Origin of the sequence: Actinocorallia sp. B10E7 (assembly GCF_039871655.1) — a bacterium.
In the GTDB taxonomy this organism is placed as follows: Bacteria; Actinomycetota; Actinomycetes; order Streptosporangiales; family Streptosporangiaceae; genus Actinocorallia.
Map to the genome: position 1 here is coordinate 190,281 of NZ_JBDPLZ010000004.1, position 21,609 is coordinate 211,889.

Here is a 21,609-nt window from a genome sequence, read left to right on the forward strand (position 1 = left end):
GAAGTCCCCCGGGAGGTGAGGAGCGATAGGGCGTGGGAGCGGACGGCTACTTGACGCCGCCGGCCGTGAGACCCGCGACGATCCTGCGCTGGAAGACCAGCACCATCACCACGAGCGGCACGGTCACCACGACGCCGGCGGCCATCTGGGTGCCGAACGGCTGGTCGAAGCCGCTGATGCCGGTGAACTTGGCGATGGCCACGGTGGCGGTCTGCATCTCCTTCTCGTTGACCATGCTGAAGGCGATGATGAACTCGTTCCAGGCCATGATGAACACGAGGATGGCGGTCGTGAAGACGCCCGGCGCGGCCAGCGGAACGATGATCTTCCGGAAGGCCTGGCCCCGCGAGCAGCCGTCGATCATCGCCGCCTGCTCCAGCTCGAACGGGAGCTGCCGGAAGAAGACGGTGAGGTTCCAGACCGCCAGCGGCAGGGCGAAGCCCAGGCTGGGCACGATCATCGCCTGGTAGGTGTTGATCCACTCGATGTCGATGAACAGCTTGAGCAGTGGCACCACCTGCGAGATGCCGGGGAACATCGAGGTCGCGATGATGATCCCCAGCACGGCGTTCTTGCCCCGGAAGTCCAGCCGGGCCAGCGTGTAGGCGGTGAAGACGCCGATCAGGAGGGTCAGCGCGGTCGTGGCGCCGGCGACCAGCACGCTGTTGGCCAGCGACCGGACGAACCCGTTGGAGGGCGCGAAGACCGCCTCGAGGTTCTCCGTCGACCACGGCGAGGGCCACAGGTCGGACTCGAACTGGTCGGAGGGGCGGCGGAACGCCGAGACGACCATCCAGTAGAACGGCGCGAGGCAGAAGACCAGCACCCCGGCGACGCCCGCGTAGGGCAGGACCCTTCTCATGCCTTCCCCTCCTTCTTGGACTTGGCGTCGCCGAGGACGTCGGCGCCCATCACCTTGACGAAGGTGTAGGCGATCACCGCGATGTAGAGGAACAACACCGTCGCGTAGGCGCTGGCCACGCCGTAGCGCAGGTTGTTGGCCTCGGTCCACGCGAGCATCGAGAGGGTCTCGACCGAGTCCTTGTTGCCGCCGATGAGGACGAACGGCAGATCGAACATGCGCAGGGTGTCCAGCAGCCGGAACAGGACGGCGACGACCAGCGCGGGCTTGACGAGCGGCAGGGTGATCAGCCGGAACTGCTGCCAGGCGCTCGCCCCGTCCACCCGGGCCGCCTCGTAGACCTCCCGGGGGATGATCTGCAGCCCGGCCAGGACCAGCAGGCCGATGAACGGGGAGGTCTTCCACACCTCGGCGATGATGATCGCGAACTTGGCGGCGACGCCGTCGGCGGTCCACAGGATCTGCTGTCCGATCAGGGCGTTGGCGGCCCCGTCCGGCTGGAAGATCCACCGCCACAGCAGACCGGACATGGCGGTGGGCACCGCCCAGGGCACCAGCACGCTCGCCCGGATCAGGGCCCGTCCGCGCAGCGCCCGGTGCATGATCAGCGCCAGCCCGACACCGATGAGCGTCTCCAGGACGACGGCCGTGACGGTGAAGAACGAGGTGTTGAGGAAGGCGTTCCAGAACGCCTCGCCGCGCTCGCCGCTGAACAGCGCGGTGTAGTTGTCGAGGCCGACGAACCGCTCGCCCTCGATGACGAAGCCGTTCTCGTCCAGTCCGTCGGCCTGGGAGAACAGGGAGTCGCGCACCCCGGACAGCACCGGATAGCCGACGACGAGCGCCAGCACCAGGAAGGTGGGGGAGAGCATGAGCAGCGCGAGCCGCCGGGAGGCCTTGCGCGCCTGGCCGCCTCGTGCGGGCGCCTGCGCGGCCCCCGCCGGGGAGGGGGTTTCGAGAGTGGTCGCCATGGGGTCTCTTTCCCGAGCACGGGCCGGGACGGGGACGCGGCCCCCGCCCCGGCCGCGGGTCACTGGGTGAGGGTCTCGAGCTTGGCCTGCAGGTCGGAGAGCGCCTGCTCGGTCGTGGTCTTACCGGTCAGGGCGCCGTAGGCGGCCTCCTGGACGGCGGTGGTGACGTCGCCGTACTTCACGACCTTCGGACGTCCCTTGGCGTTCTCGATGGCCGTCTTCAGCGACGGCATGTACGGGAACTTCTTGACGATGTCGGCGTCGTCGTAGAGCGACGCGACGGAGGGCGCCTTGCCGATGACCAGCGCGTTGGCCTTCTGCACTTCGGGGCTGGACATGTACTTGAGGAAGTCCAGCGCCGTGGCCTTGTTCTTGGCGAAGGAGGAGATGGCGAAGTTGTGCCCGCCGAGCGTGGACACGCCGGGGCCGTTGGAACCGGGCAGCGGGGCCACGTCGAACTTGCCGACGACCTTGGAGGCCTTCGGGTCGGTGGCGGAGGCGTACTGGTAGGGCCACTGGCGGTGGAAGATCAGCTTGCCGCCGATGAAGTCGGCGCGGCCGAGCTCCTCGGTGTAGGTGATGGCCTTCTCGTCGATGTGGCCGTCCTTGAAGGCGTTGACCAGGACGTCGAGCCCGGCCTTGGCCTCGGGGGTGTTCACGGTCGGCTTGCCGGACTCGTCCACCACGGAGCCGCCCGCGCCGTTGATCGCCTCGGAAGCGTTGACGGTCAGGCCCTCGTACTTGTCGAACTGGCCGGCGTAGCAGTCCAGGTCCTTGGCCTCGGCGACCTTCTCCTTGATGGTGTCGCAGGCGGAGAACAGCTCGCTCCAGGTGGGGGGGGCCTTGTCGATCCCCGCCTTCTCCATGAGGTCCGTGCGGTAGTACAGCAGGCCGGCGTCGGAGTCGATCGGCAGCGCGTACAGCTTGTCCAGGTACCGGCCGGTGTCGACGGTCGGCGCGAGCAGCTTGTCGAGGCCGAGTTCGGACTCGGGGAGCTGCACCACCCAGCGGTTGGCGGCGAACTCGGCGGTCCAGACGACGTCGAGGTTGAGGACGGTGTAGGCGTCGGACTTGGTCTGGGCGTTCTGGATCATCTGCTGGCGCTGCTCGTCCGCCTTGTCGGAGAGCTCGATGACCCGCACCGGCTCCTGCGGGTGCGCGGCGTTCCAGTCGTCCACCTGCTTCTGCAGGTTGCCGGAGGTGTCCTTGCCGGTGACGAAGGTGATCTCTCCGCGTCCCTCGAGCTCGACCGCCTTCTCGGTTTCCTTGCTGTCACCGCTTCCGCCGCAGGCGGTGAGCGTCAGCGCGAGACCGACGGCCGCGCCGGTCAAGGAGATGCGCCGCATGGTGCCTTCCTCCAGGTTGATCAGGGGGACCGTCCGGGGGTGTGCTGGACGGCTGCCCGGACGTTAGCAACGGGTTGCAGGACTGTAAATGGCTTGCAGTAACTTGCAGCAAGTTCTGTGATGTTTCTGTAATAATCGGCGCTGGTGCGGGGCATCAACAGCAGCGGAAAGCGCATCAGGGCAGCATCGACCGCAGGGCAGGCGCAACGGATCCCGTCCGCCTGCAAGAGCTGCAAGGACTGCAAGAAGTCGTGCAGGAAGGGGGAAGGGCGTCAGGGGACGGGAGTGGGGTCCTGTGGTCTGGCCGGCCGGGAGGCGGCGCGCAGCGCGGCGTCCACGGACCTGGGGGCCAGGATGTGATCGAGGATCATGGTGGCGCAGCCGAGCAGGCCCGCGTCGTCGCCGAGCAGGCTGGGCTCGATGCGCAGCCTGCGGGTGGCCGCGGCGGCGGCCCGCTGGTAGACGGTCTCGCGGACGCCCGCGATGAGGTTCTTGCCCGCGAGGTCCCCGCCGAGGACGACCAGCGCGGGGTTCAGCACGTTGACGGTGGCGGCGACCACCTCGCCGATCCGGCGGCCCGCCTCGCGCAGCACGGACACCGCCTCCAGGTCGCCGGCCCGCGCCAGGGCGGCCAGCTCCGGCAGGTTCGCCGCCCGCCCCTTGAGCTGGGCCAGCAGGGCGGCACCGCCCGCGACCGTCTCGACGCACCCCACGGTGCCGCAGCCGCACAGCAGCCCGTCGAGGACGGGGATGTGCCCGATCTCCCCGGCCGAGCCGTAGGCTCCGCGCTGCAGGCGCCCGCCGGAGATGATCCCGGCTCCTATGCCGGTGGAGGCCTTCACGAACAGCAGGTCCTCCACGTCGTGGCGGAGGCGGTGCTCGCCCAGGGCCATGACGTTGACGTCGTTGTCGAGGTGCACGGGGACGGGGTAGCGGTCGGCGACCGCGGCGACGATCGGCTCGTGCTCGGCCGCTGCGCCGGGCACGGCGATGCCCACGCCGAGCACCGGGCCCCGCTCCATGCTCCGCCACAGGTCGAGGACGGCTCCGATCCCGGCCCCGGGGCCCCCGTCCACCCGGACGGGCTCCTGGCGCAGGATCGAGCCCGCCAGGTCGCAGACGGCCAGATGGCCGTGGGTGTGGCCCAGGGAGGCGACCAGGACGGTGCCGCCCGCCCCGTTGAACTCGAGCCTGGCCGCGGGCCTGCCGCCGCTCGACACGCCCGGGCTCTCCAGGACCAGCCCGGCTTCGAGCAGCTCGTTCACCCGCTGCCCGATCACGGGCCGTGACAGGCCGGTGCACCTGGCGAGTTCCGCGCGGGTGTGCAGCTCCTCCTCGCGGATGAGGCGCAGGATCTCCCCACTGGTGGCGGCGACTCCGGTCACTCTCGGCATTCTTCAAGTGAACCATGTCCGGACGGTCATTTCTGCGTGACTTTTGTAATTTTGCCTACTTAAGTCTGCTTGGATCTCTTGCTAAGGTAGTGGTCTGGTTCACCTATCTGCCCCGGGGAGTCGTTCCATGACAGCCGTGCACCCGGTCGTCGCCCGTGTCACCGAGCGGATCGTCGCGCGCAGCGCCGCCGGCCGCGCCGCGTACCTCGCGCGCGTGGCCGAGGCCCGGGCCGAGGGGCCCGCGCGCGGGGCGCTCGGCTGCGGCAACCTCGCCCACGGCTTCGCCGCCTGCGGCCCGCAGGAGAAGGCCGCGCTGCGCGGCACCAGCAGGCCGAACGTCGCGATCGTCACCTCCTACAACGACATGCTCTCGGCGCACCAGCCCTTCCGGACCTACCCGGAGCGGCTGAAGAAGTCGATCCTGCTGGCGGGCGGCGTCGCCCAGGTCGCGGGCGGCGTCCCGGCCATGTGCGACGGCATCACCCAGGGCCGCGCCGGCATGGAGCTGTCGCTGTTCAGCCGGGACGTGGTGGCCATGTCCGCCGCGATCGCGCTGTCCCACGACATGTTCGACGGCGCGCTCATGCTCGGCGTCTGCGACAAGATCGTGCCCGGGCTGGTCATCGGGGCGCTGTCCTTCGGGCAGCTCCCGACGGTGCTGGTGCCCGCGGGGCCGATGCCCTCCGGACTGCCCAACGCCGAGAAGGGCCGCATCCGCAAGCTCCACGCCATCGGAAAGGTCGGCCGCGACGAGCTGCTCGACGCCGAGGCCAAGTCCTACCACTCGCCCGGCACCTGCACCTTCTACGGCACCGCCAACAGCAACCAGATGCTCATGGAGGTCATGGGCCTGCACCTGCCCGGCGCCAGCTTCGTGGCGCCGAACACGCCGCTGCGCGAGGCGCTCACCGACGAGGCCGGGCGCAGGGTCGTGCAGGGCGTGCCGCCGATCGCCGAGATCCTCGACGAGAAGGCCTTCGTGAACGGGGTGGTGGCCCTGCTGGCCACCGGCGGCTCCACCAACCACACCCTGCACCTGCCCGCGATGGCCGCCGCCGCCGGGATCGAACTGACCTGGGACGACTTCGCCGAGCTGTCCTCGGTGACCCCGCTGCTCACCCGGATCTACCCCAACGGCGGCGCCGACGTGAACCACTTCCACGCCGCGGGCGGCACCGGCTTCCTCATCTCCGAGCTGCTGGACGCCGGGCTGCTGCACGAGGACGTCAAGACCGTCACCGGCGAGGGGCTGGACGCCTACACCACGGTGCCCGTCCTCACCGAGATCGAGGGCCTGCTGTGGAAGCCGGCCCCCGAGTCCTCCGGCGACGAGGACGTGCTGCGGCCCGCGGCCCGGCCGTTCTCCGCGGACGGCGGCCTGCGCATGGTCGAGGGCAACCTCGGCCGGGGCGTGGTCAAGGTCTCGGCGGTCAAGCCCGAGCACCGGGTGGTCGAGGCCCCCGCCCGGGTCTTCTCCACCCAGGAGCAGATCCTCGCCGCCTTCGAGGCCGGCGAGCTCGACTCCGACGTGGTGGTCGTCCTGCGCTACCAGGGCCCGCGCGCCACCGGCATGCCCGAGCTGCACAAGCTCACCCCGCCGCTGTCGGTGCTGCAGGACCGGGGCGTCAAGGTCGCGCTGGTCACCGACGGGCGCATGTCCGGGGCGTCCGGGGCGGTCCCCGCCGCCATCCACCTGACGCCCGAGGCCGCCGCCGGCGGCCCGCTCGCCCGGATCCGTGACGGCGACGTGGTCCGCTTGGACGCCGATTCCGGCAAGCTCGAGGTCCAGGCCGACCTCACCGGCCGCCCCGCCACCGGCGCGGCGCCCTCCCGCCAGGAGTGGAGCGGCACCGGCCGCGACCTCTTCGCCGCCTTCCGCGCCTCGGTGGGCCCCGCCGAGAGAGGCGCCTCCGTCTTCTGAGAGGTCCCGGTACTTCCCCGCGGGCCCGGCGAGAGCGGAGGGGCTCGAGCCGGCTCCGCGGGGGATAGGTTCCCGCGGAGCCGCGGCCGGCGGAGGGGCCGGCCCGGCTCCGCGGGGAGACACCTCCCCGCGGGGTGGCCGTGGTGGAGGGGCCACGGTCACCCCGCGGGGAACACAGTTCTCCGCGAGCGGGCCACCGCGGCGAAGAGGCCGCGGGGCGGCGCGCTCACGGGGATTCGCAGTGCGAACCCGAGGAATGGAACATGCGGACCCTGGACCTGATGAATCTCGCCCCCGTGGTGCCGGTCGTGGTGCTCGACGACGCGGGCAGCGCGGTCCCGCTGGCCCGCGCCCTGGTCGCGGGCGGCCTGCCGGTGATCGAGGTGACCCTGCGCACCGAGGCCGCGCTGGAGGGCATCCGCCGGATCGCCGCCGAGGTCCCCGACGCCGTGGTCGGCGCGGGCACCGTCGTCACCCCCGGGCAGGTGAAGGAGGCGGCCGGTGCGGGCTCCCGCTTCCTGGTCAGCCCCGGCTGCACGGACACCCTGCGCGCCGCGATGGCCGACAGCGGGCTGCCGTTCCTCCCCGGTGTCTCCACCGCCTCGGAGGCCATGGCCCTTTTGGAGCACGGCGTCACCGAGCTGAAGTTCTTCCCCGCCAAGGCGGCGGGCGGCGCCCCCTACCTCAAGGCGCTCTCCGCACCGCTCCCGGGCCTGTCCTTCTGCCCGACCGGCGGCATCACCCTGGACTCCGCCCCCGACTTCCTGGTCCTGCCCAACGTGCCCTGCGTGGGCGGCACCTGGCTGACCCCCGCCGACGCCGTCGCCGCGGGCGACTGGACGCGGATCGAGAGGCTCGCGGCTCAGGCGGCCTCCCTGGCGGCACCCGTCACGGCCTGAGCGGACCTACCGCGACAGGATCCGGCGCAACTGGCGGAAGAGCAGACCGAAGATCAGGACGAAGAAGAGGATCCGCACGAGGGCGAAGAGGACCGGGGCGCTCGTGACCAGCGCCAACGGGACGAAGACCACGAGGACCAACGTCAGCGCCACTCCGAGGAAGCGCGGCCTCCCGGAGCGGCGGTGCTGGAGACGCCCGTCCCGCGCCGTCGGGGCGGGGAGCCACGGCGGGGTACCGGGCAGGTCCCGGACGACCTCCACCAGATCGTGCTCGGTCTTGGCGGACAGGGCGAGGTCCAGCCGTTCCTCGAGTTCGGCGCCGTCCAGCCGCCCTTCGGCGTAGTGCCGCTGCAGGGCCTCGGTCACGGCGGTGCGCTCTGCGTCCCCGATCCGCAGGTCCGGCCGGGCGCCGTCGGCGGCCGGCCATCCGCGCTGGGCGGCCGCGAGCCACCGCTGGGGTCCTTGGTAGCGATCGTTGTGCATTCTCACTCCTCCTCGGGCTCGTCGTCGGCGAGGATGCCGTACAGGCGCCGCCGGGTGTCCCCGATGAGCCGCCGCGCCTCGGCGACCTGGGCGGGTGTGCCCGCCTGCACCACCTGGACCAGCGCGGTCCCCAGCTGCGCGGCCTCCTTGAAGACCGCCCCCACGTCCCCGGGCCACTCCTGTGAGGACGTCTCCTCCGCCCAGGGTGCCTCCGGAGGGTTGGCCTCCACGTGTGCCCGGCCCTCGTCGGTCAGGGCGAAGGTTTTGCGGCCGTCGGACTCCTCGCTGCGGATGAGGCCCTCATCGGCCAGTTGCTGCAGCGCGGGGTAGACCGCGCCCGGGCTGGGCTTCCAGGCGCCGCCGCTGCGCTCTTCGGCCTCCTGGATGATCTGGTAGCCGTTGCGCGGCCCTTCACCGAGCAGCAGGAGGATCGCCGCCCGCACGCCGCCGCGTCTGGCCTTGCGGGGCGGGGCGCCGAAGGGAGGGCCTCCCCGGCCCGCCCAGGGGCCGCGGCCCCGGCGCTCGCCCCAGCCGAAGAGGAGCTCGGGCCCCGGCCCCTGGCCGTGCCACCCGCTGTGCCGTCCGTGCATCAGGAGCCTCCGATCATTCTCGATACTGTGACGATATATCGGTAACGAGGATCCGGGAATCGGAGTTCCCGGATCCGCCGCACCGCCCCGGAAGGGGCTCGTGATCACTGCTGTCCGGGCGCGCCGTCGGCGGCCTGCCCGTCCCGGCCCGCGGCGAGGATGCCGTACAGGCGGCGCCGGGCGCCCTCGGCCAGGCGCCTGGCCTCGGCGATCTGCTCGGGAGAGCCGTCCCGGGCGACCTGGACCAGCGCGGTCCGGAGCCGGGCCGCGTCCTTGAGGGCGTCGGCCAGGGCGCCGGCCCCGGAGAAGGGGTCTTCCCAGGGGGCCGCGGGAGGGTTGGCCTCCGCGTGCGCGCGGCCCTCGTCGGTCAGGGCGAAGATCCTGCGTCCGCCGGACTCCTCGCCGCGGATGAGGCCCTCGTCGGCCAGCTGCTGCAGGGCCGGGTAGACCGAGCCGGGCCGGGGGCTCCAGAAGCCGCCGCTGCGCTCCTCGGCCTCCTGGATGATCTGGTGCCCGCTGCGCGGCTCTTCGCCGAGTAGCAGGAGGATCGCCGCCCGGGTCCTGCCGCGCCCGCCTCCGCGGGGCCCTCCGCCCCTGCGGGAGCCTCCGCGCCCTCGGGGGCCCCGGCCGCGCGGTCCGCCGAAGAAGGACTCGGGGTCGAGGAGGGCGAAGGGGTGCCGGCGTCCGTGTCGTTGTCCGTGCATGGTGTTGCTCCGATCAGTCTCGTTTGTTCTTGATATGTCTAACGATATATCGAGAACATTCGGTCGGCAAGTGTCGATCCAGGGAGTCCCCGCGAGGGGTCTACTTGTGGGTAACTTGATGTCAAGACAAATCCTGGATACCTTGACGTCAAGAGAAATCCCGCCGAAGTTAGGCGTACCCGGGTTCTGAGTACGATCAGGACTACGGCAGGATTCTCAGGGGAGGACCCCACCGCTTCACCGCGCCGGACCGCGAAGGCCAGGCAGCGGGGCAGGGAAGTTTCATCAGCGCCCAGGCAGACGTCCGGTGTGCCGCCTGGCGGCATGCCGTGTAGGAGGAGGACGGGAAGTGTCCGCGAACAGCTTCGGCAGCAAGAGTGAGCTGCGGGTAGGCGAGAAAACCTACGAGATTTACCGGCTGGACGCCGTCGAGGGCTCGGCCCGCCTCCCGTACAGCCTGAAGGTTCTCCTGGAGAACCTGCTGCGCACCGAGGACGGCGCCAACATCACCGCCGACCACATCCGGGCCCTGGGCAACTGGGACCCCAACGCGCAGCCCGACACCGAGATCCAGTTCACGCCCGCCCGCGTGATCATGCAGGACTTCACCGGCGTGCCCTGCGTCGTCGACCTGGCCACCATGCGCGAGGCCGTCCGCGACCTGGGCGGCGACCCGTCCAAGATCAACCCGCTCGCCCCGGCCGAGATGGTCATCGACCACTCCGTCATCGTCGACAACTACGCCTCCCCGCGGGCGTTCGGCCTGAACGTCGCCGTCGAGTACGAGCGCAACCAGGAGCGCTACCAGTTCCTGCGCTGGGGCCAGACCGCCTTCGACGAGTTCAAGGTCGTCCCGCCCGGCACCGGCATCGTCCACCAGGTGAACATCGAGCACCTGGCCCGCGTCGTCTTCGACCGGGGCGGCGTCGCCTACCCCGACACCTGCGTCGGCACCGACTCCCACACCACGATGGAGAACGGCATCGGCGTCCTGGGCTGGGGCGTCGGCGGCATCGAGGCCGAGGCCGCGATGCTCGGCCAGCCGATCTCCATGCTGATCCCGCGCGTGGTCGGCTTCAAGCTGACCGGTGAGCTGCCGTCCGGCACCACCGCCACCGACCTGGTGCTCACCATCACCGAGATGCTGCGCAAGCACGGCGTCGTCGGCAAGTTCGTGGAGTTCTACGGCGCGGGCGTCGCCGCCCTGCCGCTGGCCAACCGCGCCACCATCGGCAACATGAGCCCCGAGTTCGGCTCCACCTGCGCGATCTTCCCGATCGACGGCGAGACCATCAAGTACCTGCGCCTGACCGGCCGCTCCGACGAGCAGATCGCGCTCGTCGAGGCCTACGCCAAGGAGCAGGGCATGTGGCTGGACCCCGAGGCCCAGCCGGACTTCTCCGAGCACCTCGAGCTCGACCTGTCCACCGTCGTGCCGTCCATCGCCGGCCCCAAGCGCCCGCAGGACCGCATCGAGGTCTCCAAGGCCAAGGAGACCTGGCGCCGCGACGTCCTCAACTACGTCAAGGACGACATCGACGAGGCCGGCCTGGAGTCCTTCCCCGCCTCCGACTCCCCGGCGACCACCCCCGGCGCGAACGCCCGCCCGCACAAGAAGGTCCCGGTCACCCTGGCCGACGGCACCTCCTTCGAGCTGGACCACGGCGCGGTGACGGTCGCGGCGATCACCTCCTGCACCAACACCTCCAACCCGTACGTCATGGTCGGCGCGGGCCTGCTGGCCAAGAAGGCCGTCGAGAAGGGCCTCACCCGCAAGCCGTGGGTGAAGACCTCCATGGCGCCCGGCTCCCAGGTCGTCACCGGCTACTACGAGCGCGCGGGCCTCACCCCGTACCTCGACAAGATCGGCTACAACCTGGTCGGCTACGGCTGCACCACCTGCATCGGCAACACCGGCCCGCTGGAGCCGGAGATCTCCAAGGCGATCAACGACAACGACCTCGCCGTCACCGCCGTCCTGTCCGGCAACCGCAACTTCGAGGGCCGCATCAGCCCCGACGTGAAGATGAACTACCTGGCCTCCCCGCCGCTGGTCATCGCCTACGCGCTCGCGGGCACCATGGACATCGACATCCTCAACGACCCGATCGGCGAGGGCACCGACGGGCCGGTCTACCTCAAGGACATCTGGCCGAGCCCCGAAGAGGTCGCCGAGGTCGTCGAGAGCTCGATCTCCCAGGACCTGTTCGTCAAGGACTACGCCGACGTCTTCGCCGGCGACGAGCGCTGGCAGGGCCTGAACATCCCCACCGGCAGCACCTTCGAGTGGGACGAGAGCTCCACCTACGTCCGCAAGGCGCCGTACTTCGACGGCATGCCCGAGACCCCGGCCCCGGTCAAGGACATCCACGGCGCCCGGGTTCTGGCCAAGCTGGGCGACTCGGTCACCACCGACCACATCTCCCCGGCCGGCAACATCAAGGTCGGCACCCCGGCGGCCCAGTACCTGGAGGCCAACGGCGTCGCGGTCAAGGACTTCAACTCCTACGGCTCGCGCCGGGGCAACCACGAGGTCATGATCCGCGGCACCTTCGCCAACATCCGGCTGCGCAACCAGCTGCTGGACGGCGTCGAGGGCGGCTACACCCGCGACTTCACGGTCGAGGGCGGCCCGCAGTCGTTCATCTACGACGCCTCGGCCAACTACCAGGCCGCCGGCGTCCCGCTGGTCGTCCTGGCGGGCAAGGAGTACGGCTCCGGCTCCTCCCGCGACTGGGCGGCCAAGGGCACCGCGCTGCTGGGCGTGAAGGCCGTCATCGCCGAGTCCTACGAGCGCATCCACCGCTCGAACCTCATCGGCATGGGCGTCATCCCGCTGCAGTTCCCCGAGGGCCAGAGCGCCGACTCCCTCGGCCTGACCGGCACCGAGACCTTCGAGATCGTCGGGATCGAGAAGCTCAACGAGGGCGCCACCCCCAGGACCGTGACGGTCAAGGCCGACGGCAAGGAGTTCGAGGCGGTCGTCCGCATCGACACCCCGGGTGAGGCCGATTACTACCGCCACGGCGGCATCATGCAGTACGTGCTGCGCAGCCTGATCTCCAAGTAGGAGTCGGCGGCCCCGCCGCGACCGTGGAAACCGCCGTCCGGATCACCGGACGGCGGTTTCTCCCTTCCCCGGGGGTGGAAAAAGGGGGATTTTCTTGTCAAGATTTACGGGCAGGATCCCGCGCGTTACCGGTCGGAGTCCCGAGGTTTTCCCGCCGGTGGGGCTTGATTAACCGCGATGATGCCTCATACTCCGGCTTAAGCCGGTCAGCCGCTCGGTGCCGGGCCGAGTCAAGCCGAGAGTCAGGCAGACCCCCTGGGGAGGAAGCGCATGCAGGCGATCAGCGTGAGGCAGCCGTACGCCTGGGCCATCGCCCGGGGGCACAGGCGGCTGTCCAACCAGCCGGAACCGACGCCCTACCGTGGAACGGTCCTGATCCACGCGGCCATGCGGGTGGACCTCGACTCCTGCGGCCTGCCCCAGGTGCGCGCGGCGGGCTGGGACCCGTCCGACCCCCTGGCCACCCTCGGCGCGGCGATCGCCGTCGCCGAGCTCGCCGACGTGTGCGACGGCGGCCCTTCTTGCGACTGCGGGGTGTGGGCCCGCCAGGGGGAGTACCACTGGCGGCTGGAGGACGTGCGTCCCCTGCGCCGCCCGATCGTGGCGCTCGGCCGCCAGGGCGGGCTGTGGACCGTCCAGCCCTCCCTGGCCGCGGAGGTGAAGGCGATGCTCCTGGAGCCGCCCTCTCACCGGGAGCCGGCGCTCACCACCTGATGGCGGGCGGCAGCAGGCCCTCGTCGGCCTGCCGCCACTCCAGCGGGGAGCCGAGCTTCACCAGGTGCTCCATCTGCTCGACGAACCAGGGCGAGGCGCCGGGGTCGTGCACGAGGGCCTGGACGCCCTCCCAGTCCCGCCACTCGAACGCCTCGACCTCGTCGGGGTCGCGCACCGGCTCCTCGTCCACCCGGGCCCGCACGACCGGGCACCACTCGTGCTCCACCACCCCGTTCATCTCGGCGCGGTAGACGAAGCCCGGCAGGATCAGCGTGATGTCGCGGACCGTGAGGCCCAGTTCGCTCCTGACCCGCCGGGTGACGGCCTCGCGCAGGGTCTCGCCCGGGGCGGGGTGCCCGCAGGCGCTGTTGGTCCAGACCGAGGGGAAGCTCGCCTTGTGGTGGGCGCGCTGGCTGATCAGCACCCGGCCGGAGGCGTCGACCAGGTAGGACGAGAACGCCAGATGGAAAGGAGTATTTTTGTGGTGACTCTCCGCTTTTGGTGCTGTTCCGGTGGGTTGTCCAGCTTCGTCCAGCAACACTATCTTCTCGCCCATGTGAACTTTCTTCTCCTCGCTCCGCCAGTTCCGCCAACCCGCATTAAACTCTGGGCAACCATAAGCCGCAGGGGCCTGCTCCGGGAGCGTACAGAGCGCTGGAGGCCTCTACTCCAGAGGAGATGACCGCTTGAGCCTGCTTGAGTCGATCAAAGGCCCTGATGACCTGAAACGCCTCGACGTGGAGAGCCTGCCGGCGCTGCACGCGGAGATCAGGGAGTTCCTGGTCGAGGCCGTCTCCAAGACCGGCGGGCACCTCGGACCGAACCTCGGAGTGGTGGAGCTGACCGTCGCCCTGCACCGGGTGTTCGACTCCCCGCGGGACAGGATCCTCTTCGACACCGGTCACCAAGCCTATGTGCACAAGCTGCTCACCGGTCGTCAGGACTTCGTCCGGCTGCGGCAGAAGGGCGGGGTCTCGGGCTACCCGAGCCAGGCCGAGTCCGAGCACGACATCATCGAGAACTCCCACGCCTCCACCGCGCTGTCCTATGCCGACGGCCTGGCCAAGGCGTATCAGCTGCGGGGAGAGGCCGGCCGGCACGCGGTCGCGGTCGTCGGCGACGGCGCCCTCACCGGCGGCATGTGCTGGGAGGCGCTGAACAACATCGCCGCCGGCAAGGACCGGCCGGTGATCATCGTGGTGAACGACAACGGGCGCTCCTACTCCCCGACGATCGGCGGTCTGGCCAGCCACCTGGCCGACCTGCGCGTCACCCAGGGCTACGAGAAGGCGCTCGACCTGGTGAAGAAGACCGTGCCCAGGGTGCCGGTCGCGGGCGAGCTGGCCTACGAGGCGCTGCACGGCCTCAAGAAGGGCCTCAAGGACATGCTGCAGCCGCAGGCCATGTTCGAGGACCTGGGCCTGAAGTACATCGGCCCCATCGACGGCCACGACGAGCAGGCGCTGGAGCACGCCCTGCGCAAGGCCCGCGACTTCGGCGGTCCGGTGATCGTGCACGCGATCACCGTCAAGGGCCAGGGCTACGGCCCGGCGCTGGCCAACGTCGAGGACCACATGCACGGCGCCGGGGCGTTCGACCCGATGACCGGCAAGGGCAAGGCCGGCGGCGGCACCAGCTGGACCAAGGTCTTCTCGAACGAGATGGTCGCCATCGGCGCCGAGCGCCCGGACGTCGTCGGCATCACCGCGGCCATGCTGCACCCGGTGGGCCTGGCCGCCTTCGCCGAGGCGCACCCCGACCGCATCTACGACGTCGGCATCGCCGAGCAGCACGCCGCGACCTCCGCGGCGGGCCTGGCCCTGGGCGGGCTGCACCCGGTGGTCGCGATCTACGCGACCTTCCTCAACCGCGCCTTCGACCAGGTGCTGATGGACATCGCGCTGCACAGACAGGGCGTGACGTTCGTGCTGGACCGCGCCGGGGTCACCGGCGACGACGGCGCCTCGCACAACGGCATGTGGGACCTGTCGATCATGCAGCTGGTGCCCGGCATGCACATCGGCGTCCCGCGCGACGGGGAGCGCCTGCGCTCCCTGCTGCGCGCCTGCCTGGACATCGACGACGCGCCGTCGGCGATCCGCTTCCCCAAGGGCCCGGTCTGCGAGGACATCCCGGCGGTCGGCAGGATCGGCTCCATGGACGTGATCGTCCAGGGCGAGCGCAAGGACGTGCTGCTGGTGGCGGCCGGCTCGATGGTCGCCTCCGCGGTGGAGGTCGCCGAGCGGCTCACCAGCGAGGGCATCGCGGTGACCGTGGTCGACCCCCTGTTCGTCAAGCCGCTGGACCCGGCGCTGGCCGAGGCCGCCGAGGGCTACGAGCTGGTGGCCGTCGTGGAGGACAACGGCCGCACCGGCGCGGTGGGCGACGCCGTGGCCCGCCTGCTGCGCGACGCCGAGGTGGACGTCCCGATCCGGACCTTCGGCATTCCGCAGGAGTTCCTGGACCACGCCAAGCGGAACGAGATCCTCGCCGAGATCGGTCTCACTCCGCAGGATCTGGCCAAGGAGATCACGGCGGCCCACGCCAAGGTCGTCAAGAGGAGGTCCACGCCTTCTCGCGCATCCTGACGCAACCCGTTACGGTGTGTGATGTAGATGACGCACACCGTGACGAGGAGCGTGGGTGGGCACTCTGTTCCGTACCAAGACGGTCGAGCGTTCCATCAGGGAGACCGAGGCGCCGGGGCACCGGCTCCGCAAGGACCTGACGGCGCTCGACCTGACGGTCTTCGGCATCGGCGTCATCGTCGGCACCGGGATCTTCGTGCTGACCGGCCGGGTCGCCCGCGAGTACGCCGGCCCGGCCGTCGCCGTCTCGTTCGTGGTCGCCGGGCTCGTGTGCGCCCTGGCGGCCCTGTGCTACGCCGAGTTCGCCTCGACCGTCCCGGTCGCGGGCTCGGCCTACACCTTCTCCTACGCCACCATGGGCGAGTTCCCCGCCTGGATCATCGGCTGGGACCTCATCCTGGAGATGGCGCTCGGCGCGGCGGTGGTCGCGGTCGGCTGGTCGGGGTACTTCACCTCGCTGCTGTCGGGGTTCGGCATCGACCTGCCGGCCTCGCTGGCGGGGGAGGGCGCCCGGTTCAACCTGCCCGCGGTGTTCATCGTGCTGGCGGCGACCGCGGTGCTCACCATCGGGATCAAGATCTCCTCCCGGATCAACGCGCTGATGGTCGCGGTGAAGCTGGCGGTGGTCGCGCTGGTCGTCATCGGCGGGCTGTTCTTCGTGAAGGCGGCCAACTACCGGCCGTTCATCCCGCCGCCGCAGAGCACGGAGACCGTCGAGGGGGTGCGCGCGCCGCTGATCCAGGTGCTGTTCGGCCTGACCCCGGTCGCGTTCGGCTGGTTCGGCGTCTTCAGCGCGGTCGCCATCGTGTTCTTCGCCTACATCGGGTTCGACGTGGTGGCGACCACCGCGGAGGAGGCGCGGCGCCCGCAGCGCGATCTTCCCATCGGCATCCTGAGCTCGCTGGGCATCTGCACACTGCTGTACGTGGCGGTCTCGCTGGTCGTCGTCGGGATGCAGCCCTACACCGAGCTCAGTGAGGCGGCGCCGCTGGCCGACGCCTTCAAGGCGGTCGGCCGGCCGTTCTTCGCCGGGGTCATCAGCGTCGGCGCCATCTTCGGGCTCACCACGGTGGTGCTCATCCTCATGCTCGGGCAGAGCCGGGTGTTCTTCGCGATGAGCAGGGACGGCCTGCTGCCGCAGTGGCTGGCGCACGTCCACCCCAAGTACCGCACGCCCGCCCGGTCGACGCTGTTCATGGGCGTGGTCGTCGCCGTGCTGGCCGGGCTGATCCCGCTGTCGGCGCTGGCGGAGCTGGTGAACATCGGCACGCTCTTCGCCTTCATGCTGGTCTCCCTCGGCGTGCTGGTGCTGCGCCGCACCCGCCCCGACCTGCGCCGCGCGTTCCGCACCCCGTTCGTCCCGCTGGTCCCGGTGCTCGCGGCGCTGGGCAGCCTGTTCGTGATGGTCAACCTTCCGGTCGAGACTTGGATTCGGTTCTTCGTATGGATGCTCGTGGGAACGGTGATCTACCTGTCGTACGGCCGCGGTCACAGCAAGCTTCAGACGTCTCCCGAAAAAAGCCTCCGATCCGTGATCTAGCTCACCGTAGTCTGGGCGATGTGATTGCAGGCACAATGCGGAGTGTGAAGGACTTTAAAGTCGCCGTGATCGGTGCCGGCCCCGCCGGACTGTACACGGCCGAAGCCCTGGTCAAGAACGGGTTGGAGGTCGATGTCTTCGACCGTCTGCCCACTCCCTACGGACTCGTGCGCTACGGCGTCGCTCCGGACCACAAGTCGATCAAGGCGATCGCCCGCTACCTCCAGCGGGTGCTGGAGAGCCCCGGCGTGCGGTTCTTCGGCGGCGTGGAACTCGGCAGGGACATGAGCCGCGAGGATCTGCTCGCCTGTTACGACGCGGTGGTCTACAGCACCGGAGCGATGGTCGACCGGAAGCTGGGCATCCCCGGAGAGGACCTCCCCGGGTCGATCGCCGCCACCGACTTCGTCAACTGGTACTGCGGGCACCCCGACGCCGCGGGGCACTCCTTCGACCTCTCGGTGGAGGAGGCCGCGGTCATCGGGGTCGGCAACGTGGCGGTGGACGTGGTGCGCATCCTGGCCAAGACCACCGAGGAGCTCCACCAGACCGACATCCCCGTGCATGTGATGGAGGCCTTGTCCCGCAGCCGGATCAAGCGCATCCACCTGATCGGCAGGCGCGGCCCCGCACAGGCGAAGTTCACCACCAAGGAGGCCAGGGAGCTCGGTGAGCTGCCCCACGCCTCGATCCATGTCCGGCCCCAGGACATGGAGCTGGACCCGGCGAGCGCGGAGCTGGCCGAGACCGACCGGCACGTGCGCGGCAACATCGCGGCGATGAGAGCCTGGACGGACGAGCCCAAGCCCGCCGACCGGCGGATCGAGCTGCGGTTCTGGCTGGCGCCCGCGGAGATCCTGGGCTCCGAGCGGGTGGAGGGCCTCCGGCTGGAGCGGACCGCCCTGGTGGACGGGCGTGTCACCGGCACCGGCGAGTTCGAGACGCTGCCGGTGGGCATGGTCATCCGCTCGGTCGGCTACCAGAGCGTCCCGCTGCGGGGCGTGCCCTTCGACGAGCGCGCGTCGGTCATCCGCAACGACAAGGGCAGGGTGGCCGAGGGCGAGTACACGGCGGGCTGGATCAAGCGCGGTCCGACGGGCGTGGTGGGCACCAACAAGTCCGACGCCGCCGAGACCGTCCAGACGCTGATCTCGGAACTGGGGTCCCGTCCGCGTCCGTCGGGGGACATGGTGGAGCTGCTCCGCTCTCGCGGCGTTGAAATCTTCACATATCGGCATTGGTTGGGTCTGGACGCGGCGGAGAGAGCACTGGCAGAGTCTCTCTCACGCGGTGAAAGCGTCAAGTTGGGTACCTGGGAAGCCATGCGTTCCGCTTGCGTGATCCACTGACCGTCCTTTGATTCGCAAGACCATCGGGGGCCATTGATCGGCAGTGGACCCCTCTGGGGTCGGAGCAGGGAAGTGGTGCAGAGTGACCATTCTCGATGTGAGGTTTCGCGATGTGACCGGCGGCGCCCAGCTGTACGGTTTCCCTCCTCCCCAGCTCCTTCCCCGGCTCCGGTGGCTCGGCGCGGACTATTCGGCCCTGCTCGCCCGTGACCTCGGGCAGGGCCTGCTCCGGCAGGCTCCCGGCACCCGGCTCCGGGCGGTGCGCTGCGAGTCCGACCCGATGGTCAGGACCGTGGGCGTCGACCACGCCGGCGTCCCCCGCGCCCAGGACGTGTCCTTCGCCCTGGAGGTCCTGCTCCTGGACGAGGCGGGCCGCTCCTGGCGCCTGCGCGGGCGCTGGACGTACACGGGCAGGGAATTGGGCACCCCCCAGGCCCGGGTCAATCACTATTGGGAACTGTTCACGGTCGACCGTGTCTGAGCCCGACCGGTTCCCGCGATTCCCCTGATCGAAGCATTCTCTCCGGTTCTCGACGCCGGGTCATCCTTTGCCAAATGAGCGATCATCGAAGGCTCGGGGCGAATGGCGGCTGAGTAACCTGAGGGAAACAATGATCGCGAGAAATCGGGGGATTTCTGTGGACGCGTCGCAGCTCGCCGATCTGCACGAACCTCGGCCGTTCCCGGCCGTCTCGATCATCATGCCGACCCACCGCCGCCTGCCCGAGCGCAGGCAGGACCAGGTGCGGCTGAAGGTGCTCCTGGACGAGGCACGGCACCGGCTGCGCGAACTGGAACTGGAGCGCAGGGTCGCCGACGAGATCATGCGCAACCTGGAGAAGGCGGCGGAGCAGGTCGATTTCGATCACACCGCCGAGGCCGTGGTGCTGCTGGCCGCCCACGGAGGGGAGACCCATTCCTTCGTCCTGCCGCACGTCGCGGTCAAGGAACGGGTCATCGTCGATGACACCTTCGCCACCCGCGACCTCGTCGCGATGCTGGACAACACCTGGAAGTACTGGGTGCTGGCATTGGCCAAGAAGACCCGGCTGCTGAGCGGCGACGGCCAGCGGATCAGCGAGGTGAGCAGCGCGCTGTTCCCGCTCGTCTACACCGACGCCGTCCCCGTCCCCGACGAGAGGGGCAGGCCCGCGCCACGGGAGTTCCCCATCGGGGACGAGCGGCGCATGCAGTTCCTCCGCCAGGTCGAGCACAACCTCGCCGAGGTCCTCAAGCGGGACCCGCGCCCGCTCGTCGTCATCGGCGTCCAGCGCCACGTCACCCTCTTCCTGGAAGGCGTGCACAACAGCATCGCCGAGGCGGTCGTGGGCACGGTCGACGGGGGCTTCGACTCCGCGACGCCCGCGGAGATCGACGCCGCCGTCGAACCCGTGCTGCAGGAGGAGCGGCGCAGGGCCCAGCTCAGGGCGCTGGAGGAGCTCGACGGGGCGTTCTCGGGCCGCAGGTTCGCCGGCGGCCTGGAGGAGTGCTGGGAGCTGGCGCCGCTCGGCCGCATCGGCCACCTCATGGTGGAGGAAGGCTACATCAGGCCCGCCCGCACCCTGGACGGCCGCCTGCGGCCCGCTGACGACCTGGAGGGCAAGTACGTCAACGACGCGGTGGACGATCTGGTGGAGATGGTCCTGCGCGGCGACGGCAAGGTCACCTTCGTGCCGGACGGCTCGCTGGACGAGTACGAGCACGTCGCGGCGGTCCTGCGCTACTGAGGGCCCCGGCCCTCACCGGTGCAGCGCCGACTCCCACGGGTTGGAGTCGCCGGACGACCAGGGCACGGCCAGCAGATCGAGCGAGGCGATCGGCCCGTAGGGCTCGGGCACGGTCGCCTCGACCTTGAACGGGGTCGAGCCGTGCGCCGGCAGCCCTTCCACGAAGGTCATCTCCCCGCTGATCAGGGCGCCTCTGTCGTCGCGGAACAGCACGACCAGCGCCGCCTCCTCTATCTGCAGGGGGTAGGGGTTGACGATCTCGCCGGTCACCTCGCACTCCTGCCCTCTGAGCTCGAACTCCACCGCCCGGTAGGTGAAGGGCGGGAAGTCCTCGGGCCGGGAGTCGGTCGGGTACCAGTCCGCGGGCCGGGGGGTGATCTCCAGGGTGTGCGGCCGGTTGCCGGTGATCTCCAGCGCGCTGGCCCAGCCGATGCGGGTTCCGGGCGGCAGCGCGGTCAGCACCTGCTCGTGCTGGCCCAGCAGCTGCCCCTGCTCGTCCCGCACGGTGATCTGGACGGTGGGGAACTCGCACCAGTAGAGCGTGTTGGGGTTCTCCAGCACCACGGCCCAGTGGATCCAGTGCTCGCCCGGCACCCACTCGCTGGCCTCGCCGGTCCAGCCGGTCTCGGCCACGACGAACTGCCGGAGCAGCTCGGGCCCCGGCGCGGGTTCCGGCGCGGGGGCGGGAGCAGGCCTGCGGGGCGGGATCGGCACGGTGACCAGCGGTCCGATGTCCGGCCGCGGCATCTGCTCCACCCGGGTGGGCGGCCCGGCCGGGGGCGCCGCGTGGGCCGCCGCGGGCGTCTGCCCGGGCGGGACGGAGGGAGGCGCGGGCACGGGGGCCGGGGGAGCCTGCGCCGCGGGCGCGGGCTGCTGGATCTGGGGCATCGCCGGAGCTCCGGGATGCGCGGCCTGGGGCCCGGAGACGACGGAGGGCGCGGGGGGAGCGGGTCCTGAGGACAGCGGCCGGGCCCGGGCGGGGTCCAGCCGGAGCTGGATCACGGCCCAGCGGACGTGCTCCTCCTGGGAGCCGGTGATCTCCAGGGCGGGGGCGAGCCCGGCGGCCTCGGTCAGCCGGAACTCGATGCCGTGAAGCTCCCAGACCTCCTGGACGCTCTCCTGCCGGCCGCCGGTGACCAGGCCGAGCCCCTCGAGGATCTGCCAGGTCGCCTCGAAGTCCTGCACCCGCACCTCACGGGTGACCTGGTCGCCTCGCATGAGGGCCAGCACGTGGTGCTCGCCGTCCGATCGGAGCCCGCCCCAGATCCCGTTCTGCGGTCCTGTCACCGCGACCTTGCGTACGTGGTGCGGAGGCTGCTGGCACCGCGCGCCGAGGGCGTGCAGGCGCTGCCGGACGGCATCCGGGTCGAGCTCGAAGTAGCGGATTCCGAACCCCACGACTCCCCCAGACGACTTTCAGCGGGTTCCTATCGTGTCCTAACGGACATGTC

The 21,609-nt window shown here is 70.4% G+C and carries 18 protein-coding genes; 9 read left to right on the forward strand and 9 right to left on the reverse strand.

Features of this window, described 5'->3' with window-relative positions:
• Nucleotides 1-46 precede the first annotated feature (46 nt).
• The 4 genes from ABGB12_RS14745 to ABGB12_RS14760 all read right to left on the reverse strand — a co-directional run bounded on the left by ABGB12_RS14745 (nt 47) and on the right by ABGB12_RS14760 (nt 4,573).
• On the reverse strand, nt 47-862 hold the full coding sequence (locus tag ABGB12_RS14745; protein ID WP_347678074.1) for a carbohydrate ABC transporter permease: 816 nt from the start codon (nt 860-862) through the stop codon (nt 47-49).
• Entirely contained in the window at nt 859-1,833 is a 975-nt protein-coding gene (locus tag ABGB12_RS14750; protein WP_347678076.1) for a sugar ABC transporter permease, read from the reverse strand. The genes ABGB12_RS14745 and ABGB12_RS14750 overlap by 4 nt, the downstream gene beginning before the upstream one ends.
• 59 nt (nt 1,834-1,892) lie before the next feature.
• Entirely contained in the window at nt 1,893-3,179 is a 1,287-nt protein-coding gene (locus ABGB12_RS14755) for an ABC transporter substrate-binding protein (protein ID WP_347678078.1), read from the reverse strand.
• Between the two features lie 272 nt (nt 3,180-3,451).
• Entirely contained in the window at nt 3,452-4,573 is a 1,122-nt protein-coding gene (locus ABGB12_RS14760; protein ID WP_347678080.1) for an ROK family transcriptional regulator, read from the reverse strand.
• Nucleotides 4,574-4,700: 127 nt separating this feature from the next.
• Between ABGB12_RS14760 and edd the strand changes: the two genes are divergently transcribed.
• Together edd and eda are read left to right on the forward strand one after the other, a co-directional pair.
• Complete coding sequence (gene edd / locus ABGB12_RS14765; RefSeq protein WP_347678082.1) at nt 4,701-6,494, forward strand: phosphogluconate dehydratase; 1,794 nt, start codon at nt 4,701-4,703, stop codon at nt 6,492-6,494.
• Between the two features lie 263 nt (nt 6,495-6,757).
• Nucleotides 6,758-7,393, forward strand: coding sequence for a bifunctional 4-hydroxy-2-oxoglutarate aldolase/2-dehydro-3-deoxy-phosphogluconate aldolase (gene eda / locus ABGB12_RS14770; RefSeq protein ID WP_347678084.1), 636 nt, complete (start codon nt 6,758-6,760; stop codon nt 7,391-7,393).
• A gap of 6 nt (nt 7,394-7,399) precedes the next feature.
• Here eda and ABGB12_RS14775 read toward each other — a convergent pair whose 3' ends face one another.
• The 3 genes from ABGB12_RS14775 to ABGB12_RS14785 form a co-directional block, all read right to left on the reverse strand.
• Entirely contained in the window at nt 7,400-7,876 is a 477-nt protein-coding gene (locus tag ABGB12_RS14775; RefSeq protein WP_347678086.1) for a DUF1707 domain-containing protein, read from the reverse strand.
• Nucleotides 7,877-7,878: 2 nt separating this feature from the next.
• Nucleotides 7,879-8,466, reverse strand: a complete 588-nt coding sequence (locus tag ABGB12_RS14780) for a PadR family transcriptional regulator (RefSeq protein ID WP_347678088.1) — start codon at nt 8,464-8,466, stop codon at nt 7,879-7,881.
• 104 nt (nt 8,467-8,570) lie between these two features.
• Nucleotides 8,571-9,170: a PadR family transcriptional regulator gene (locus tag ABGB12_RS14785; RefSeq protein WP_347678090.1), complete on the reverse strand. Its 600-nt coding sequence runs from the start codon at nt 9,168-9,170 to the stop codon at nt 8,571-8,573.
• Between the two features lie 349 nt (nt 9,171-9,519).
• On the opposite strand from ABGB12_RS14785, the gene acnA reads away from it, so the two are divergent.
• Together acnA and ABGB12_RS14795 are read left to right on the forward strand one after the other, a co-directional pair.
• Nucleotides 9,520-12,240: an aconitate hydratase AcnA gene (acnA, locus tag ABGB12_RS14790; RefSeq protein WP_347678092.1), complete on the forward strand. Its 2,721-nt coding sequence runs from the start codon at nt 9,520-9,522 to the stop codon at nt 12,238-12,240.
• Nucleotides 12,241-12,510: 270 nt separating this feature from the next.
• A complete protein-coding gene (locus ABGB12_RS14795) occupies nt 12,511-12,954 on the forward strand; it encodes a hypothetical protein (protein WP_347678094.1) in 444 nt (147 codons plus the stop codon).
• Here the strand turns inward: ABGB12_RS14795 and idi are convergent.
• Nucleotides 12,944-13,510 (reverse strand): isopentenyl-diphosphate Delta-isomerase, encoded by a 567-nt coding sequence (gene idi / locus ABGB12_RS14800; protein WP_347678096.1) that lies wholly within the window; start codon nt 13,508-13,510, stop codon nt 12,944-12,946. The two genes, ABGB12_RS14795 and idi, sit on opposite strands and share 11 nt — an antisense overlap.
• A gap of 130 nt (nt 13,511-13,640) precedes the next feature.
• On the opposite strand from idi, the gene dxs reads away from it, so the two are divergent.
• From dxs to ABGB12_RS14825, 5 genes are all read left to right on the forward strand, one after another.
• Complete coding sequence (gene dxs / locus ABGB12_RS14805) at nt 13,641-15,542, forward strand: 1-deoxy-D-xylulose-5-phosphate synthase (RefSeq protein WP_347678098.1); 1,902 nt, start codon at nt 13,641-13,643, stop codon at nt 15,540-15,542.
• A 55-nt stretch (nt 15,543-15,597) separates the two neighbouring features.
• Entirely contained in the window at nt 15,598-17,082 is a 1,485-nt protein-coding gene (locus ABGB12_RS14810; protein ID WP_347678100.1) for an amino acid permease, read from the forward strand.
• Nucleotides 17,083-17,117: 35 nt separating this feature from the next.
• Entirely contained in the window at nt 17,118-18,431 is a 1,314-nt protein-coding gene (locus ABGB12_RS14815) for an FAD-dependent oxidoreductase (RefSeq protein WP_347679175.1), read from the forward strand.
• A gap of 97 nt (nt 18,432-18,528) precedes the next feature.
• Nucleotides 18,529-18,912: a hypothetical protein gene (locus tag ABGB12_RS14820; protein ID WP_347678102.1), complete on the forward strand. Its 384-nt coding sequence runs from the start codon at nt 18,529-18,531 to the stop codon at nt 18,910-18,912.
• A 157-nt stretch (nt 18,913-19,069) separates the two neighbouring features.
• Nucleotides 19,070-20,158, forward strand: coding sequence for a hypothetical protein (locus tag ABGB12_RS14825; RefSeq protein ID WP_347678104.1), 1,089 nt, complete (start codon nt 19,070-19,072; stop codon nt 20,156-20,158).
• 12 nt (nt 20,159-20,170) lie between these two features.
• Here ABGB12_RS14825 and ABGB12_RS14830 read toward each other — a convergent pair whose 3' ends face one another.
• Nucleotides 20,171-21,556, reverse strand: a complete 1,386-nt coding sequence (locus ABGB12_RS14830; protein WP_347678106.1) for a hypothetical protein — start codon at nt 21,554-21,556, stop codon at nt 20,171-20,173.
• Nucleotides 21,557-21,609: the final 53 nt, after the last annotated feature.

What these genes read in the sequence shown, in the direction of transcription:
- ABGB12_RS14745 (WP_347678074.1), bottom strand. Translation starts at nt 862, where the DNA reads ATGAGAAGGGTCCTGCCCTACGCGGGCGTCGCCGGGGTGCTGGTCTTC.
- ABGB12_RS14750 (WP_347678076.1), bottom strand. Translation starts at nt 1,833, where the DNA reads ATGGCGACCACTCTCGAAACCCCCTCCCCGGCGGGGGCCGCGCAGGCG.
- ABGB12_RS14755 (WP_347678078.1), bottom strand. Translation starts at nt 3,179, where the DNA reads ATGCGGCGCATCTCCTTGACCGGCGCGGCCGTCGGTCTCGCGCTGACG.
- ABGB12_RS14760 (WP_347678080.1), bottom strand. Translation starts at nt 4,573, where the DNA reads ATGCCGAGAGTGACCGGAGTCGCCGCCACCAGTGGGGAGATCCTGCGC.
- edd (WP_347678082.1), top strand. Translation starts at nt 4,701, where the DNA reads ATGACAGCCGTGCACCCGGTCGTCGCCCGTGTCACCGAGCGGATCGTC.
- eda (WP_347678084.1), top strand. Translation starts at nt 6,758, where the DNA reads ATGCGGACCCTGGACCTGATGAATCTCGCCCCCGTGGTGCCGGTCGTG.
- ABGB12_RS14775 (WP_347678086.1), bottom strand. Translation starts at nt 7,876, where the DNA reads ATGCACAACGATCGCTACCAAGGACCCCAGCGGTGGCTCGCGGCCGCC.
- ABGB12_RS14780 (WP_347678088.1), bottom strand. Translation starts at nt 8,466, where the DNA reads ATGCACGGACGGCACAGCGGGTGGCACGGCCAGGGGCCGGGGCCCGAG.
- ABGB12_RS14785 (WP_347678090.1), bottom strand. Translation starts at nt 9,170, where the DNA reads ATGCACGGACAACGACACGGACGCCGGCACCCCTTCGCCCTCCTCGAC.
- ABGB12_RS14795 (WP_347678094.1), top strand. Translation starts at nt 12,511, where the DNA reads ATGCAGGCGATCAGCGTGAGGCAGCCGTACGCCTGGGCCATCGCCCGG.
- idi (WP_347678096.1), bottom strand. Translation starts at nt 13,510, where the DNA reads ATGGGCGAGAAGATAGTGTTGCTGGACGAAGCTGGACAACCCACCGGA.
- ABGB12_RS14815 (WP_347679175.1), top strand. Translation starts at nt 17,118, where the DNA reads ATGCGGAGTGTGAAGGACTTTAAAGTCGCCGTGATCGGTGCCGGCCCC.